A 16213-nucleotide genomic window follows, 5' to 3' on the forward strand; every position below is an offset into this window, starting at 1 on the left:
CGAATATAGGTTCGATTCGCAATCAAATTTGACTTTGCCCTGCGGTTTTGACACAATAAATGAGTGGAAAGCGAGGCTATAATGATGCGAAATAAAAAAACTAAAAGAACGATATCCCGACCTTACATATTCTGAAAAACCGTTGAAAGCAAACACGACACATCTCTTTTTCTATGAAAACCCATATTATTTTGCGATTCCAAAGAGAACGTTAACAACCGAAGAGCAACTGCTTTTACAAACCTTGTTTCAAGCGCCCACACCAACTTTCAAAAATGCAGGCTTAGAACAATGGTATGCATTATTATTCACCCAAAAAGAAGTAACACTTGCCGCAAAGCCAGATGCTTACCGAATCATCCAATTCCAAATTCAGTCCGGCACACCAGCAAAAGCCACCTTAATCGAATGGCAAAAAGCTTTGACAAGTTTCTTCGCACAAGACGCCGAATTGCTCATGCTGACCGATGATTACGGCGTGATAATCGAAAAAGTCGCCGGTTCCTTGCTTGGTGAAGAAGAGCTCGATGCGATTGCGACAACGCTTGAAGGCGATTTTTACATGCGGGTCCATTTTTTCATGGGCTTGTTTCATCAGCAAAATTTATTGTTACGCGACTTGTTCGCCGAGGAACAACGACTGTTTCGGCAGAATTCCAATCACCTCGTACAAACCGTTGAATCTAACTGTCTGCCAATGATCGCCGAACAGCTCACGAACAGTTTATTAGCCCAACAAATCGGCCTCCTATTTGAAAAAGACGACGCGTGGGAGCCGCTCATTAAGGCGCTTTGGGAGCAGCAAGGAAACTTGAGCATGACGGCAAAATCCCTATTCATGCACCGCAACACGATTCAATATCGGATTGATAAGTTTCAGGAGCTGACAAATTTGTCGTTGCGAAAAACCGATGGATTGCTATTTGCTTATTTGAGTTGTTTGCTTTATGAAAACAGACATTGACGAAAAAAAAAGCCCTAGAGTTACCTCCTAGAACTTTAGTCATCGTGTCGTTCTCTGCTTTGTGGCTCAAATATGAAAAGTCCAATACCCAACAATACAATCCCGATAATTAATAGATACATCACATAGCCCCTTTTCGAAACAAATGCTAACACTTTTACTGTTTACCCTATTCGAAAAAATATATGCAAAAAAAAAACGATGCTACTCCTAGAAATTAGAGTAAAATCGTTTTTTGTGGTTATACGATCATCAAGCGTTTGAAGAATTATAATGCAAGAGCATTTTTAAGAGAAGACCTGTCGTTTCTATGTAGATGAACTAATACTTCCACGCCTGCCAATAAAAGAGGCTCTCCATGACAGAGAGCGCTCTTGCTAATACTTATTGAACAGCAGGGATCGGTTCTTGTAGCAAAATCCCTCCAGCTTTATCTTGATAAGTAACCAACATTTCGATTAAATTGGAGTGCCAAATCGATACGCCCGCCTCGCCTGCCAATTCGCAAAACTGTTCAAAATCGATGTTGCCAGATTGGGCTTGTTTGACAGCGGCTTGAATTGCCTTCACTGAGCCGATTTCTGCGATGCTTTTTGGTATGCCATTTAGTTTCGCTTCGACTTTTGTGCCGTCTATGTCATAGAACACGTACAGTCCGCTCGCCACGATGTAATCATATGCCACAACGCCTGCTGATTTAAATCCCTGCACTACTTTTGGAAAATCTCCAGCATTCGCTTCACTCGTCGCTACTTGCATGATGGTTTCTTCGGTTAACATGAACTCACCTTCCTACTCAAACGTCGTCAATTGCGGTGTCGCGTAAATCGAATTATTATTGAAAAATAACAACGCTTGATCGATATCATATTTTTTCACATACGCTTGCAAATCGAGATTTTTGTAATAACGCAAATCCAGTACGTGCACATTGGCGTAATATGGCGCGATGAACTGGATAAACGCATTCGCATAAGAATCTTTAAAAATAAGCAAGTTCTTATTCGTCAGCGGATTTGGTGTTTGGATATGCGCCTCCGGATAATCCGTCCCAATATAGGTCGTGTAACGGTTTGCGTACACGGCTGGGTCAGTTAAACGACTCTTCACGTAAAGCGAATCGCGCTGTTCCTTAATCACATCAAGTTTATACGGTGCGCTCAAATGTTTCTGCTCGGCAACCATCACTTGATCGGATTTTGAGACAAGTGCGGAAGTCGTTTTCCGAGCATCCGAACCGTAAAATGGTAAACCTTCTAGTTTCCAAGTCCAATCAGCCATCGTCAGTTGCTTCACGCCCGGATTCATTTCTTTGGTCACCTTTTCTGATGCTAAAAATGCAGCTGTGGCTTGCCAATGGTGATCCGTATAGAAAAACATGTTGGCTTTATTTTTGTTTTTATAAAGGATTTGTGAAATATCAATATTCTGCACATATTTCTCATTAATCATCGGCATCAAGCGCTCGTAACCTTCACGTCCAAAGCTCGGATAATAGGTTGGAAACTTCGCTTCAAACACCGTCGATTTATTCGGAACGAGTACTAGACTTGTCTTGACGTCCATTTTTTGCAAAGATTGTCCGACGTTATTTACGCGATCGGCGATTTTTTTGGCATCGGCTTTCGTGTATTGCTCTACTTTTGTCAGCAAATAACCGTCTGGTGCTACATAAACGTCTTTATAGACATCTTGCCCGAGCGCCAACTGATTCACGCGCATGTTGAGCTCTGTGAACGCGTCTCGCCGTGGGAACTGGTCATTGAAGAAAACGTCCCATTTTTTCATGTAATCGCCCGTGCTAACTGCGTCTGCGCTAAAATCAGGTTTTTGCGCCAAATTGCGGCTTTCTAGAATCGATACTTGATTTTTCCCAGCAAACAGATAGAAGAAAAAGACGCCGAAAATAAGGAGTAAAAACCCAGCCGATAGTAAGATATTAAATAGTTTTTTATTCACAGTGATTCTCCTAACGTTTTAAAATCTGAAATAAATAAATGGATTGAAAGTCGAGCCGACAACAAGCGCGACAGAATAGACAAAAATGAAGGCAAGGACAGCAAGTGTCGCCACATCTTTTGTAATGTGCAAGGCGCGATGGCTCTGCATGAAGGTTAGTAATTTTTCGCTCGCAAATAGATTTTTAATAACCGGTGTGCAGGCGATAATCGCAACGATCAAAACGACTGCATATTCGTGCATGTAGTAGGTCGCACGCGCGTCCCAGAAAGTTCCTGAGCCAAACATCGAACCGAGATAACTCCAAATATCACTGACGTTATCAATGCGGAATAGTAGCCAACCGAAGATGATCACGATCAGCGCGTACACGTGTTGTAGCACCGCTGGAACTTTGAGTAATGCTTTTCCTAAAAAGGCTTTTTCGAGCATGATGAACAGTCCGTAATAGGCACCCCAAAGCAAGAAATTCCAACTCGCACCATGCCAAATCCCAGTCGCCAGCCAAACAATCGCTAGGTTCCGGTATACTTTTATAGGAGAAACGCGATTTCCACCTAGTGGGATGTACAAGTAATCTTTGAACCATGTGCCCAGCGAAATATGCCACCTGCGCCAAAACTCGGAAACCGATTTCGCGATGTACGGATAGTTAAAGTTCTCAAGAAATTTAAAACCGAACATCCGGCCAAGCCCAATCGCCATATCGGAATAGCCTGAAAAATCAAAGAAAATTTGAAGTGAGTAGAAAATGAGGCCGATCCAAGCGGTACCAACAGATAATCCGCCACCTTGACTCTGAAAAATCTGATCCGCGACAAGCCCACAGTTGTTAGCAATGAACATCTTCTTCGCCAAACCGATGATGAAGCGCTTCACACCGCTCGTAAATAAATTTAAATCGACGCGCCGATGATCGATTTGGTCCGCAACCGTTTGATACCGAACGATAGGCCCCGCAACGAGTTGTGGAAATAGTGATATGTATAGCGCAATATTTAATGGATTTTTCTGCACCCGCCCGTCCCCACGGTACACATCGAGCACGTAGCTCATCCCTTGGAACGTGTAGAAGGAAATACCTAGCGGCAACGCAATCGCTGTCCATTCAAAATTCGTCCCAAAAAACGTTTCCAAATTAAATACGACAAAATTAGCATACTTAAAAACGCCCAGAACAGCCAAGTTTCCGATAACCATCGATGTAATGACTAGCTTGCCATGCCTTCCTTCCCGCTTCGCCTTATCCGCGAGCAATCCGAAAACATAGTTAATTGCAATCGATAGCAACATAACGAAAATAAACTTAGGCTCGCCCCACGCGTAAAACAGCAGGCTAGCAAGTAGCAGTATAATATTTTTTAATTTCGTCGGTGTGATGAAGTAAATAACTAACACAATAGGTAAAAACACAAATAAGAACGTCGTTGTACTAAATAGCATCTATTTTCTCCCTTTTCCGGTGGTGTGATAAACTCCTCTTCATTTTACTATGCCCACCACCAAAAAAACAATACACCTTGCTAAATCAAAATAGAGACTGCGCAATACCCTAGCAATAGCGCCATTACAATGTTGAGCCCCCGCTTATGTTCCGCGAAAAGCTTGCTGAAAATAGAGCCGAACATCGCCCAACAACACGTGCCAGAAAAGCCAACAACCGTCAAAATCACGATAAATAAAGAAACTTGGAACATACCTGTGAAATAAGGTAAAACAAGCGTTGAAAAAGTCGTAATCCCGTATAAAATCACCTTTACATTCACAAACTGCATCACCATCCCCGTAAAGAAACAGTTCGGTTCTAATCGCACTTTGTTATCTTTAGAATTTTTAGGTTTATCTCGCAAAATCATCCACGCTAGCCATAAAATATATGCTGCCCCGATAAAACGCATAAACGGTTCAATCGTCGGGATAATATCATATAAAGCTGCACTAAAAATCGCGGATGCCAGCACAACGACGAAAAATCCAGCTAAAACACCTAAACAAAACCGAAAACTCTTTTTAAAGCCGTCATTACTTGCGTTGGTCATTGCCATGATATTATTTGGCCCCGGCGTGTATGCTGTCAGGAATATATAAGATAAAAACGCTGCTACATTGAACATATTCTTTACCTCCTTCTCTTCGGATGTTATAATACACAAAAAGGATACTATAACGTTTATACAGTATACGATACATTATGTGCGTTATATTGTCAACTTGGTAAAAGGAGCAGTCTATGGATAATATAAGTGCCATTGTCTCAGAAAATTTAAAATTAGCCCGTCAAAAAAAACGTCTCAGCCTCGATGAACTCGCGAAACTCACTGGGGTCAGTAAGAGTATGCTTGGTCAAATTGAGCGCGGAGACGTGAATCCCACCATTTCTACGCTTTGGAAAATCGCGAATGGGTTGAAAGTTTCTTTTACAGAACTTGTTACGAAGCCCAAAATTGACTATGAAGTGATCGATCGAAAATCCCGTGAACCACTTATTGCTGATGACGGGAAATGTCGTAACTATCCAATGTTTACGTTCGATAGCGAGCGCCGCTTTGAAACATATTATTTGGAGATTGATCCCGATGGAAGGCTAGAATCCACACCACATCCAGATGGTACGGAAGAATTTATCACGGTTTTTTCCGGAGAACTCGTTATTATGACAAACGGACAACAACTAAACGCCAAGGATGGCGACTCGATTCGTTTTAAAGCCGATCAAGAGCATGTCTATACCAACGCAAGTTCCGACATCTGCCGCCTCAGCATGATTATTTACTATCCCAACTAACGACAAAAGGAACCACTCCGTTTTTGATGTCCTATCAGATCCATCAAAAGGGAGTGATTCCTCATGTCATATAATCCGCGCGCGTAGCAGAGCTACTTGTTCGCTTGTGCCGACATTCCTTATTCCAAATTTCTCCGAATAAATGTACTTCAAACGCATGATCCATGCTCTCTACAACAGCCTTGTCCCCTTCCACTAAATTCAACATATTCACCATTTTTCCCGAGTAACTTAGTTCGTAGGCAATTAAAAGTTACAGCTGAAATACTTTTTGAACCATCGCTAGTGACAATTTCGATGTATCGCTAACGAGTTCATCTGTTCCGATGAGTCCAGTTCCGACACCAATTGCTTTCATGCCAGCTGATTTGATAGCTTCAACACCGGCTTGAGCGTCTTCGATTCCAACGGCGTTTGCAGGCACTACGCCAAGTCCTGCCGCTGCAACTAAGAAGATTTCTGGATCTGGCTTCGAATGTGTGATTTTTGCTGCGTCTGCTAGGTAGTCAAAGCTATCCGTTAAGCCAAGTGCCGCCAGAACCATTGGGGCATTTTTAGAAACAGAAGCTAAGGCGATTTTCAAGTTTGCCGCGCGAATTGCGTCTAGTAATGGCTTGATACCCGGCAAAATATCTGCTGGTGACAAGTCTTTTAACAACTCCACATAATGCGCATTCTTTTTCATCGCTAATGCTTCTTTTTCAGCGATTGTGAAATCTTGTTCGCGCCCACCTTTCGCTAAAATTAAGTCGAGTGAGTCCATCCGACTAATGCCTTTTAGCGTCTCATTGAACGCCTCGTCGATCTCGATATCAATCTCTGCCGCGAGTTGTTTCCATGCCAAATAATGAAAATGTGCGCTATCTGTGATGACCCCATCCAAATCAAAAATTACTGCTTCTAATTGTTTCACCGTACTCTCCCTTTCAGCAGAACTGCCACGTTTCGGGCCGTCCGTTCAATATTTTCACGCGTTTTCGGCAAAATGTCTTCCAAGCTCCCAGCTGTTGCAATCGTTGGGAATACGGCATCGATTTTCGAATAAACCGCGTCAATTCCCTCTCCAATACTGCCGCAAATCCCGATGACCGTCGCATTTTCCGGTGCACAGTTTGCTACACCGATTGGCGCTTTACCAAAGACAGTCTGAGCATCCATACGCCCTTCACCAACCAAGATAATATCCGCATCAGCGCACACTTCTTTCATCCGCAGTTCACGTAAAACAAGCTCGATACCCGGCTCAAATTTGGCACCTGCAAACAGCATCAATCCTGCGCCCATTCCACCTCCAGCACCGCTTCCTGGCAAATCACGAACATCTTGTTTGAAAATGGAATAAAAACCGTGCATCGCGTTATCGATATGGGGAATCCTATCCTGCGGTAAACCTTTTTGCGGACCAAAAATCGTCGCCGCCCCATTTTCACCGCACAGTGGATTTTCTACGTCCGCCGCAATTCGAATCGTCGTTTTAGATAGTCGTGGATCAAGGTTTGTCAGGGAAACCGAGCTAATCGCGCTCAAATTCGCACCAATTGCCGTCACATTCTCCCCACGCAAATTATAAAAACGCGCGCCCAGCGCTGCGGCCATGCCAATTCCGCCATCATGAGTGGCACTTCCACCAACCCCAATCACGATCTCACTTACCTTAGCATCCAAAGCATGCAACACCAATTCGCCGACACCTGCCGTGCTCATCGCTAGCGGATCACGTTTCTCTGCGGGCACCAAATGTAGTCCACACGCCTCCGCCATTTCGATGAAAGCCCGCGTCCGATCGGCACTGAATGCCATTTTTGCGGTTACCACCTCGCCTAGCGGTCCCGTCACACGCACATCCTCCGTAACGCCACCAGAAGCCTGCGCCAGAATCGCGATGGTTCCCTCTCCGCCATCACCCACAGGTAAAAGCTGATAATCCGCATCAGGAAATACAGTCGCAAATCCCGTCTGGATCGCCTCTGCTACCTCCTGTGCCGTTAAACTTTCCTTATATGAATCGGGGGCAATGACAATTTTCATGAAAACTCTTCCTTCCAAAATTTAAATTTCTAGTCCTGTCGTCATACAATGCTTTTCACCAAAAATGTGAATCTGAATTGGCGCTGTCGTCTCTTTTGTCACGCGAATTTTATCCGATTCCAGTTCGATTTCCAGGCGTTCCCCATGCCACACAAACGAAAATGCCAAGCGCTTCCATTCAGCCGGTAATCGCGGATTCAAATGCAGTTCGCCATCCGAAATCGCAATACCGCCAAATCCGAATATCGTGGACAACCAAATTGCGCCAAGCGACGCCGCATGCACACCTTCATCCGTCCCACCAGGAGCCGCCTCGAGATCAATCCGACATGCCTCTTCGAAAAAGCGATACGCCTTCTCCGACTGACCAACCCGGTTCGCCACAATCGCATGAATCGCCTTACTCAGCGAAGAATCATGAATCGTGTGCGCCTCATAATAATCCAAATTCCGCGCCACAATTTCCTCGGCAAACAGATTTGGCATCAAATAAAGCAACATCACCACATCCGCCTGCTTCAAAATCTGCATCTCGTTCACTTCCGCTCGCGAATAATCCAGCAAAATCGCCTGCGATCCCTGCTTCTCCTTATACCCCGTCAAATCAATCTCTGGTTTATCAAGAAACGTATCATCTTGCGGAATCAACTTCGCCTCATTTGGCTGCGGCAAATAAATTTTTCGTAAAAATGCCTCACACAAATCATAAAATGCCGTATGCTTCTGACCGTATTTCGCCATAAAGCGCAACGTTTGATACACATTCTCATGCGCCAAATAATTCGTATAAGCATTATTATCCACATGTTCCGTATACTCATCAGGACCGATTACATCTAATATAACATATTTCCCCTGCTTTAATACAGCCCTACTCAACCAAAAACGCGCTGTTTCCTGCAAAATTTGCAACCCATCATGCTCCATAAATAGTTCATCTTGGCTCGCCTCATAATAGTTGACCACAGCATGCGCAACATCCGCCACAATATGGTGTTCCGCAAGGGCCGACGCCACTTTTTGACGCTTCCCAGTGCGAACGTTAATCGCAGCAAATTCAGGCGTCTCTTCCTCTCCACTAAACGCGCTCTCCCAAGGAAATAATGCCCCTTGATAGCCATTTTTGACAGCTTTCGCGCGTGCCTGTTCCAGATGAAGATAGCGATAACGCAACAACTTCCGCGCTTTTTCCGGATGATTATACAAATGAAACGGCGCAATAAAAATCTCCGTATCCCAGAACACATGCCCTTTGTAACCTTCACCCGTCAGCCCTTTCGCCCCAACGCTAAAACGCTCATCATGAGCCGGTGTCATCGCTTCCAAATGATACGCCGCAAAATCAAGCGCCAACTGATCAAAGGTGTTTTCAGATGTCACCTCAACCCGATAATCCTGCCAAAATTTCTGCCAAGAAACGCGCGATTCCGCCAAAGCATCGTCATAGCTCTTCGCCTCGCGAATCTCGCCGAGCCCAAATTCAGCCGGATTCTCCGTCTCCAAACTCGTCGCGATGACGCTTACCTTTTCCAACGAAAACGGCTCGTTCTCCGCCAACTTCTGATTCACCGTCACGAGCAACTGCCGATTCTTCGCCGCAAAACTTCCAGGCGCGCTAATCATCGACGTCACCGCTAAATCTTGCCCACTTTGCGTCGTCACATAATCGCCCTGCATCCACGTCTCACTAAATACACGAAGCGATTTTTCCACCAAATGCTGCGTCCCGAAATTCGTCTGTTGCCCATCAATCCCCGTCCGAATCCGCACATCCGCGTCACCCGACAGGCTCGTAATCTCAACCTTCGCATACACCTTATGTAATTCCTTCTTACTGACAAAGCGTTTCAAACAAAGCCCGAATCGTTTCCCATTTGGGTGCTGCCAAACCAATTCGCGACACACCTCACCCGTCGCCAAATCAAAAACCCGCTCAAAATCCTGAACTTCCCCACGATGCATTGAGAAATTCACACCATCAATCTCGAACTCAAACCGCGTTACATCAGGCAAATTCACTAAATCAGAACTCACTTGCCCCTGCGCTTTATTATAAATTCCCGCCACAAACATGCCACGCGTCTGCTCCGGATAATCTTCCTCAAATCCTCCGCGAATCCCCATATAACCGTTCCCAGTCATCATCAAACTCGCATACGTATCGAAATAATGCGGATCTATTCTACTCTCCCGTAACACACTGATTCTACTCATAAATATACACTCTCACCTTTTTCTGCTGATTCGTAAATCGCCTCAATCAAACGCTGAACCTGATAACCCTGCTCCGCGTCCGCCACCATCACATCCGCACCAAGCACCCGATCCACAAACGCCTGCATACTTTTTGCATGTCGCTCCTCGTCCGCCGTTTCCTTCTTCAAAATCGTGACCAATTCGCCAGCCCGATCCGTGTAAATCTCCGCTGGAAACAACGTCGCACCAGCCTCATCTCCGAAAAATTCCACATTCAAAACCGAACTTTCCTTCATCTGCAATACAAAAGAAGTCTCCAACTGCAACAAGCCACCATTTTCAAACTCAATAAACGCAAAAACCGCGTCCTCCACATCATATTTCGTAGGGTCCCACGTTCCAAACGTACCTTCCGACTTCTTTGTCCCAATTTTTTGAAACATTTTGGCAGTGACCTTCTTGACCTGTGGAAAATCTAGCACGTACATCGCCGCGTCTAACATGTGAATCCCAATATCGATTAGCGGGCCGCCACCTTGCAACGCCTTATTCGTGAACGAGCCCCAACCAGGAACTCCCGAACGGCGTAGCGCCTTAGCCTTTGTCATGTAAACTTCGCCTAGTACACCATCCTTATAAGCCTTCTTCACCTCGCGCATATCCGTCGCAAACCGATGATGAAAATCGTACGCCAAAACCAGATGCTGTTTCGCCGCCAAATCACGCATCTGCTGCGCCTCATTCGCCGTCATCGCAGGCGGTTTCTCACACATAACCGCAGCACCATGCGATAGCGCCAACATCACATTATCAAAATGAAACCGATTCGGCGTACAAATACTCACCATATCCGGTTTCTCCGTCTCAAACATCTCCGCCGCATCCACGTAACTACGCGCAAAACCATTCTGTTCCGCAAAATCCCGCGCACGCCCCGCGTCTGGATCAATCACCGCGACCAGCTCCAACTCCTGCGTCCGCGTCTTGTAATACGCCGCATGCACCTTCTCGGCAACCTGCCCCGCACCAATAATCGCTACTTTTTTCACGTCTTACTTCCCCCTTGAAATACTGCCTCCAAAATCGGATTTTAGAGGCAGTATCGTATTTCTGAAAATAGAAAAACTACAATGTATGATTTACCGCCACGCTGAGTTTATCTACAGTTTTTCAAATGTTCCAATGCATCCCGATACGCTTTCTCAGGATCCTCCGCGCGAACTCGGCATTCAAACGTCAAGAAACCGTCATAGCCATCCGCTTTCAACTGATCGAAATGCTTTTTAAAATCAAGCGATCCACTGCCAGGCTGATAGCGATGATTATCCGCCACATGCACATGCCGTACCAAATCACGATTCGCGTGAAGCGCCTCCGAAATCCCGTCCTCTTCAATATTCATATGATAAAAGTCCGCGATAATTTTCACATGTTTCAAGTCATTCTGCTCAATATAGCGACGCGCATCGCCCAGCAAATTGATCATGTGATCCTGATAACGATTCAGCGGTTCCAGAAAAATCGTCGTCCCAGTCTCCGCCGCAATCCCGTCCAAATAAACGAGCGACTCACTCACCGCTTTGAAATCACCAGCTTCTGAACGCGGCGAAACCATTGGTGGCAAGCGATACGTGAACATGCCCCAAGCCGCAGGAACTACGATTCCCGTCCCGCCAACCTCTTGCAACGCCTCCAAAATTACCTTGATTTCCTGTAATCCGCGCAAACGACGCTCCTCGATAAAATCACCGATCCAGCCATCATAACCACCACATGCCGTCGAAACCGGAATCCCCGTCGCCGCAATCGCCGCTTTGACCTCCGCCACATTTTCAACCAACAGTTTCCCGTCAATTTCAAAACCTTCAAAACCCATTTCCTTCACATATTCGAACTTCTCCATAATACTCTCTGGAAAAAATGCCTGATTCTGCGTTCCAATTTTCATAACTGTTACCGTCTCCTTCTAAAGTTCGATTCCCATCTTAATACTCAAATCTGGATTCTGATCCACATATTTCATATAAGCTTGCGCACTCTCATCCAAGCTCACAATCGGATCGATCAAATCCTCACAATCCAGGTACCCGTTCATCAAAAGTTCCCAGCACGTCTCCTCAATCCGCTTCCTATTCCAACGCGGATAATCCGGATTCGGCTCACTCGAAGCCCGCGCAAACACGATTTTAGCATTATTAAAATGTGCCTCACGTCCTAAATTAAACCCATCCGGAAACTGCTTCGCAAACGCGACATACGAAATAATCCCGCCATACGCAATCCCGCGTAGCGCCGCCTCAAGCGCCTGCGAATTCCCACTCGTCTCAATAATCGAATCCGCGCCCAGTTTGCCCGTCAATTTCTTGACCTCAAACCCAACATCCGTCCCAATCGGATTAAAACAAGCATCCGCACCATGACGCATCGCAATCTCACGACGATGTTCTAGCGGATCAACACCAATCACGATACTCGCACCAGCCTTTTTCGCCAGTTGAATCGCAATTTGGCCAATCGCGCCGAGCCCAACAACCACGACATAGTCGCCCGCACGCACATGCGCCTCACGAACACCACTCATCGCAAATTGCGCCGGATCATAACAAACCGCGTTTTTCCAGCTAGAACCCGCTGGCATTTTCCGCAATTTATAATTATCGACCGCCTTCACGATCACCGTCTCCATAATCGGCCCATACGAACAAACCATATCGCCAATCGCGTACTCCGTCACATCCGCGCCGATCTCGACAATCTCGCCGACAACCATGTTCCCGAGCTGAAACTCACCGAACACAATCCCGCGCGCCGCACCTTCCGCACGAGGCATAAACATATTCCATTCCTCGTTAAACTCCTCATCAATAAAAGGACTAACCCCGCGAAAATCCACGACCTCCGTTCCATGCTTCGGCGACGCAAACCTCACCTGAATCCGCGCCTCATCCTTAGCCAACTCCCGATCCACATACTCCACCAAATCCGCAACCCGCGGCTCCGTAGCAATCAACTTCCTCATCATCCAAACTTCCTTTCTGATATACCAAATCTATTTCTTATCAAGGCTCTTCGTCCCTTTCTCATTCGCCAAAATTCCCGTTCCACCCCCGAAACAACTCCGTGTCGCAGAATCAGCCGTCAGAGCGACGAGAAGCTTTTAGCTTCTAGGCAAAAGTGAGTACCAGGTGCGGAGCGTACCTACGTACGTGAGCACTGGAACGGAACTTTTAACGACGAAGATGAATGCTTCTCGACGCTCTGACCTAGCCTTTGACGCCGCCGTCGGTAAGATTTCCTTTGATAAAGCGTTCCGACAAAGCGTACATAATAACAACAGGCAGTGCCGTTATGAGAGATGCCGCCATCATTCGGCCCCAAATATAATCTGGTGTACTAAACAGCGTATTCAAGCCAATCGGTAGTGTAAACAACTCCGAATCTGACAAGAAAATCGATGCAAACAGATAATCATTCCAAGCAACCATAAAGCAATAAACGAATACCGAAACAATACCCGAAATCGCCAATGGCACGATAATACGTAAAATAATCTGCATCCGATTCAAGCCATCCATCATCGCGGCTTCCTCAATATCCACAGGAATCGTATCAAAATAACTAATCAACATGAAAATCGCGGTCGGCAATGTCTGCACAACCATCGTAATAATAAGCGCCGTTCTCGTATCATACAGCCCAACACTCGAAATAATTTTAAACAACGGCACAATTAACAAAATCCCTGAAAACATATAAACCGTATAAAAACTCGCATTAATCGTTGTCCTCGCTCTGAAACGCAATTTTGACAACGCATAAGCGCCTAAAATCCCTAAAACAACCGCAATTCCCGCTGCAACCAGTGCGATGATAAAACTGTTTTTAAAATACGTCAAAAACGGGAAAATATCTGGGTTGAAGATGTCTAAATAATGCTGAAACGTCCAATCCTTCGGGAAAAACGTTGGCGTTGTTGAAATCGCCTCTTTCGGACTCTTAAACGACGTCATCATCATAATCAAGAATGGAAACAGCGTAAACAACAGAAATAACACCAAACTCACATAAAAGACAATTTTCTTCGTCCGTTTTGTTTTTTTACTACTTACCGCCATTTAAATTCACTCGCTTTCTTGTAACCATGATGACCACGAAGATGATGATAAACAGAATCACCGAAATCGCCGATGCTTTGCCTAAATCGTTGAATGCAAAGGCTGTTTGATACAAGTAAACCCCAAGAATATTCACCTTGTTCGTCAACAAGTATACATCCGTAAACATGTAGAACATCCAAATCGCACGCAACGTCACAACCGTCGCCAACACTGGCATGATCGCAGGCAACGTTACAATTTTGAATTTATCCCAAACGCTTGCCCCGTCCATTTCCGCTGCTTCATAAAGCGATTTATCTACCGTTTGTAAAATCGCTAAAAACGAAATGAAAGCGTACGGGAAATAGCGCCAAATCGCGAATAACACGACTAAAATAAAACTCGAAACGGGGTTATCAAACCAAAGTGGTGCATCCTTCCAAAGATGCAAAATATCACCACCAACAAAATTGATAACACCATAGCTATTGTTAAACATGTATTTCCAAGCAAAAATCAACGAAATCGACGGCGTTACGTATGACAAAATAATGAGCGAACGCGCCGTTTTCCGGAATCTGAACTCCCGATTGAAGAAAATCGCAACCAGAAGTCCCATCCCTGTACTACCAACAACTACTAGAATTGTATAGCCAAACGTTAAAGCCAGTGACTTATAAAATTCCGCATCCGTTAAAATATCAATATAGTTTTGCAAACCGATGAACGTTGAATCCAAATTCGGATTGAGCGGTAACTCTAAAAAGCTAATTTGAATGTTTGAAATCATCGGGTACGCCACTAACACAAGTAATAAGAGGATACTAGGCGACAGCAGAGCCAGCGCCATTTTTGCATCCGAGCGTTTATATGCTTTTGTTTTCATAGTGCCTCCTTATTCTTAGTCATTAGATTCAGCCGTTTTCTGCGCTTTTTTAAGCTCCGATTCGACATTTTTGTCACCAACTGTTACATTATTCACCATTTTCGCAATAACTCCTGAGCTTGTGATATCGCCCATCTTGGTAAAGTTTTTGCCGTCAACTAAACCGAAAATCTGAATGTCATTAAACGAATTCGCGATTTCTTCAGACAGAGCGCCAAACGATTTCACGACTTCATTATTTTTGTATGCTGCGTTTTCGATAACGCCTTTATTTACGGGTTGCGCCCCACCTGGAGACATTAATACCCAGTTTGTTTGATTCTCAGGTTTTGATAGGAACTCCACGAATTTTTTCCCAGCATCTTTTTGTGCTTTATCCAAACCATCCGAAAGTGCCAGCGCCGAAACCGTTCCGTACACCGCTTTTTCTTTTTCTTCTGGAATGATAAATCCAATATTGCTTGGGTCCCCGTCTGTGAACACCGCTGGCAAAAGATACGTCGAATACATCGCCATCGGAGCTGTACCATTCATAAACGCGTCCTTGATTTCCGTTACATCATTCGATCCAGGCATTGTATATTTCGACAATTCTTTATAAAATGTCAACGCCTGTTTCATTTCCTTCGTATCAATCGTAATGTTGCCCTTCGCATCTAACACGTTCGCCTCATTGGAAAGTGCAAACTGAGAAAATGCTTGCTCCGCCATCGCGCCTTCTGCTGTAGGAATTGCAATACCATATTTCTTATCCGCTTTATTCGTAAAATGCTTCGCGATTGTCAAAATATCATTCCAATTCTCCGGCTCTTTGAAATTGGCCGCAGCCAGTGCTTTCTTGTCATACCAAATACCTTGCACCCAGCCTGTAAGCGGGACGCCGATATAACTTTTCCCATTCTCAGAACGAACTAGGTTCAGCGCGCCTTCATAATAGCTATCCTCGCCAACCTTTTGGATAACATCTTTGACCGCCGCTTGATCGATCAATTTATCTTTATCCATTACTTTCGCAAAATCTTGACTTACTTCCAAAACTTCCGGCAACACACCAGCTCGAGCCAACGTCACAACTTTTGTATTGAACGCATCTTCTTCTACTGGCACTTGTTTCACTTTAATATTTGGATTTTCCTTTTCAAATTTCGATACCAATTTCTTGATAACATCCAAACGTTCCTTTTCCACCGAGGAGTGCATAAATTCAATCGTTACTGCTTTATCATCCCCGTTTCCCGATGAACCGCCACACGCCGCCAAAATAACACTCATCAGTAATACAACGGCAAGTACAATCG

General features: G+C 44.9%; 16 protein-coding genes. 2 read left to right on the plus strand and 14 right to left on the minus strand.

Annotation, left to right across the window (positions count from 1 at the left end):
• The first annotated feature begins 142 nt into the window (after positions 1-142).
• A complete protein-coding gene (locus PGRAN_RS08835; RefSeq protein ID WP_241433324.1) occupies positions 143-964 on the plus strand; it encodes a helix-turn-helix domain-containing protein in 822 nt (273 codons plus the stop codon).
• A gap of 384 nt (positions 965-1348) precedes the next feature.
• On the opposite strand, the gene PGRAN_RS08840 is transcribed toward PGRAN_RS08835, so the two are convergent.
• The 4 genes from PGRAN_RS08840 to PGRAN_RS08855 all read right to left on the minus strand — a co-directional run bounded on the left by PGRAN_RS08840 (position 1349) and on the right by PGRAN_RS08855 (position 5037).
• Complete coding sequence (locus tag PGRAN_RS08840; protein ID WP_036066546.1) at positions 1349-1744, minus strand: DUF1398 domain-containing protein; 396 nt, start codon at positions 1742-1744, stop codon at positions 1349-1351.
• A gap of 12 nt (positions 1745-1756) precedes the next feature.
• A complete protein-coding gene (locus tag PGRAN_RS08845; protein WP_036066548.1) occupies positions 1757-2923 on the minus strand; it encodes a DHHW family protein in 1167 nt (388 codons plus the stop codon).
• Positions 2924-2941: 18 nt separating this feature from the next.
• The gene (locus tag PGRAN_RS08850) at positions 2942-4366 is read right to left on the minus strand and encodes an MBOAT family O-acyltransferase (protein WP_036066550.1); all 1425 of its coding nucleotides are present in this window, start codon (positions 4364-4366) and stop codon (positions 2942-2944) included.
• 80 nt (positions 4367-4446) lie between these two features.
• Entirely contained in the window at positions 4447-5037 is a 591-nt protein-coding gene (locus PGRAN_RS08855) for a LysE family transporter (RefSeq protein ID WP_036066552.1), read from the minus strand.
• 116 nt (positions 5038-5153) lie between these two features.
• On the opposite strand from PGRAN_RS08855, the gene PGRAN_RS08860 reads away from it, so the two are divergent.
• Positions 5154-5708 (plus strand): helix-turn-helix domain-containing protein, encoded by a 555-nt coding sequence (locus tag PGRAN_RS08860; protein WP_036066554.1) that lies wholly within the window; start codon positions 5154-5156, stop codon positions 5706-5708.
• 61 nt (positions 5709-5769) lie between these two features.
• On the opposite strand, the gene PGRAN_RS16785 is transcribed toward PGRAN_RS08860, so the two are convergent.
• The 10 genes from PGRAN_RS16785 to PGRAN_RS08905 all read right to left on the minus strand — a co-directional run bounded on the left by PGRAN_RS16785 (position 5770) and on the right by PGRAN_RS08905 (position 16187).
• The gene (locus tag PGRAN_RS16785) at positions 5770-5916 is read right to left on the minus strand and encodes a hypothetical protein (protein WP_159101128.1); all 147 of its coding nucleotides are present in this window, start codon (positions 5914-5916) and stop codon (positions 5770-5772) included.
• A gap of 45 nt (positions 5917-5961) precedes the next feature.
• Positions 5962-6621: a beta-phosphoglucomutase gene (gene pgmB / locus PGRAN_RS08865; RefSeq protein ID WP_036066555.1), complete on the minus strand. Its 660-nt coding sequence runs from the start codon at positions 6619-6621 to the stop codon at positions 5962-5964.
• Positions 6618-7736 (minus strand): glycerate kinase, encoded by a 1119-nt coding sequence (locus tag PGRAN_RS08870; RefSeq protein WP_036066556.1) that lies wholly within the window; start codon positions 7734-7736, stop codon positions 6618-6620. The genes pgmB and PGRAN_RS08870 overlap by 4 nt, the downstream gene beginning before the upstream one ends.
• Before the next feature lie 21 nt (positions 7737-7757).
• A complete protein-coding gene (locus PGRAN_RS08875; RefSeq protein WP_036066652.1) occupies positions 7758-9941 on the minus strand; it encodes a glycoside hydrolase family 65 protein in 2184 nt (727 codons plus the stop codon).
• A 5-nt stretch (positions 9942-9946) separates the two neighbouring features.
• Positions 9947-10981 carry a Gfo/Idh/MocA family protein gene (locus PGRAN_RS08880; protein ID WP_036066557.1) on the minus strand — a complete coding sequence of 345 codons (1035 nt, stop codon included), beginning with the start codon at positions 10979-10981 and terminating at the stop codon, positions 9947-9949.
• Positions 10982-11088: 107 nt separating this feature from the next.
• On the minus strand, positions 11089-11880 hold the full coding sequence (locus PGRAN_RS08885) for a sugar phosphate isomerase/epimerase family protein (protein ID WP_036066558.1): 792 nt from the start codon (positions 11878-11880) through the stop codon (positions 11089-11091).
• Positions 11881-11898: 18 nt separating this feature from the next.
• Positions 11899-12951: a zinc-dependent alcohol dehydrogenase gene (locus PGRAN_RS08890; protein ID WP_036066559.1), complete on the minus strand. Its 1053-nt coding sequence runs from the start codon at positions 12949-12951 to the stop codon at positions 11899-11901.
• 244 nt (positions 12952-13195) lie between these two features.
• On the minus strand, positions 13196-14047 hold the full coding sequence (locus PGRAN_RS08895) for a carbohydrate ABC transporter permease (protein WP_036066560.1): 852 nt from the start codon (positions 14045-14047) through the stop codon (positions 13196-13198).
• The gene (locus PGRAN_RS08900; RefSeq protein WP_036066561.1) at positions 14034-14915 is read right to left on the minus strand and encodes a carbohydrate ABC transporter permease; all 882 of its coding nucleotides are present in this window, start codon (positions 14913-14915) and stop codon (positions 14034-14036) included. The genes PGRAN_RS08895 and PGRAN_RS08900 overlap by 14 nt, the downstream gene beginning before the upstream one ends.
• 15 nt (positions 14916-14930) lie before the next feature.
• Positions 14931-16187, minus strand: a complete 1257-nt coding sequence (locus PGRAN_RS08905) for an ABC transporter substrate-binding protein (RefSeq protein ID WP_051998542.1) — start codon at positions 16185-16187, stop codon at positions 14931-14933.
• Between the last annotated feature and the right edge of the window lie 26 nt (positions 16188-16213).

This window comes from Listeria grandensis FSL F6-0971 (assembly GCF_000525835.1).
Taxonomy (GTDB): domain Bacteria; phylum Bacillota; class Bacilli; order Lactobacillales; family Listeriaceae; genus Listeria_A; species Listeria_A grandensis.

Excerpts from the sequence above, each read along its gene's own strand:
- PGRAN_RS08840 (WP_036066546.1), bottom strand. The coding sequence starts at position 1,744 with ATGTTAACCGAAGAAACCATCATGCAAGTAGCGACGAGTGAAGCGAAT.
- PGRAN_RS08850 (WP_036066550.1), bottom strand. The coding sequence starts at position 4,366 with ATGCTATTTAGTACAACGACGTTCTTATTTGTGTTTTTACCTATTGTG.
- PGRAN_RS08855 (WP_036066552.1), bottom strand. The coding sequence starts at position 5,037 with ATGTTCAATGTAGCAGCGTTTTTATCTTATATATTCCTGACAGCATAC.
- PGRAN_RS08860 (WP_036066554.1), top strand. The coding sequence starts at position 5,154 with ATGGATAATATAAGTGCCATTGTCTCAGAAAATTTAAAATTAGCCCGT.
- PGRAN_RS16785 (WP_159101128.1), bottom strand. The coding sequence starts at position 5,916 with ATGTTGAATTTAGTGGAAGGGGACAAGGCTGTTGTAGAGAGCATGGAT.
- PGRAN_RS08870 (WP_036066556.1), bottom strand. The coding sequence starts at position 7,736 with ATGAAAATTGTCATTGCCCCCGATTCATATAAGGAAAGTTTAACGGCA.
- PGRAN_RS08885 (WP_036066558.1), bottom strand. The coding sequence starts at position 11,880 with ATGAAAATTGGAACGCAGAATCAGGCATTTTTTCCAGAGAGTATTATG.
- PGRAN_RS08890 (WP_036066559.1), bottom strand. The coding sequence starts at position 12,951 with ATGAGGAAGTTGATTGCTACGGAGCCGCGGGTTGCGGATTTGGTGGAG.
- PGRAN_RS08895 (WP_036066560.1), bottom strand. The coding sequence starts at position 14,047 with ATGGCGGTAAGTAGTAAAAAAACAAAACGGACGAAGAAAATTGTCTTT.
- PGRAN_RS08900 (WP_036066561.1), bottom strand. The coding sequence starts at position 14,915 with ATGAAAACAAAAGCATATAAACGCTCGGATGCAAAAATGGCGCTGGCT.
- PGRAN_RS08905 (WP_051998542.1), bottom strand. The coding sequence starts at position 16,187 with ATGAGTGTTATTTTGGCGGCGTGTGGCGGTTCATCGGGAAACGGGGAT.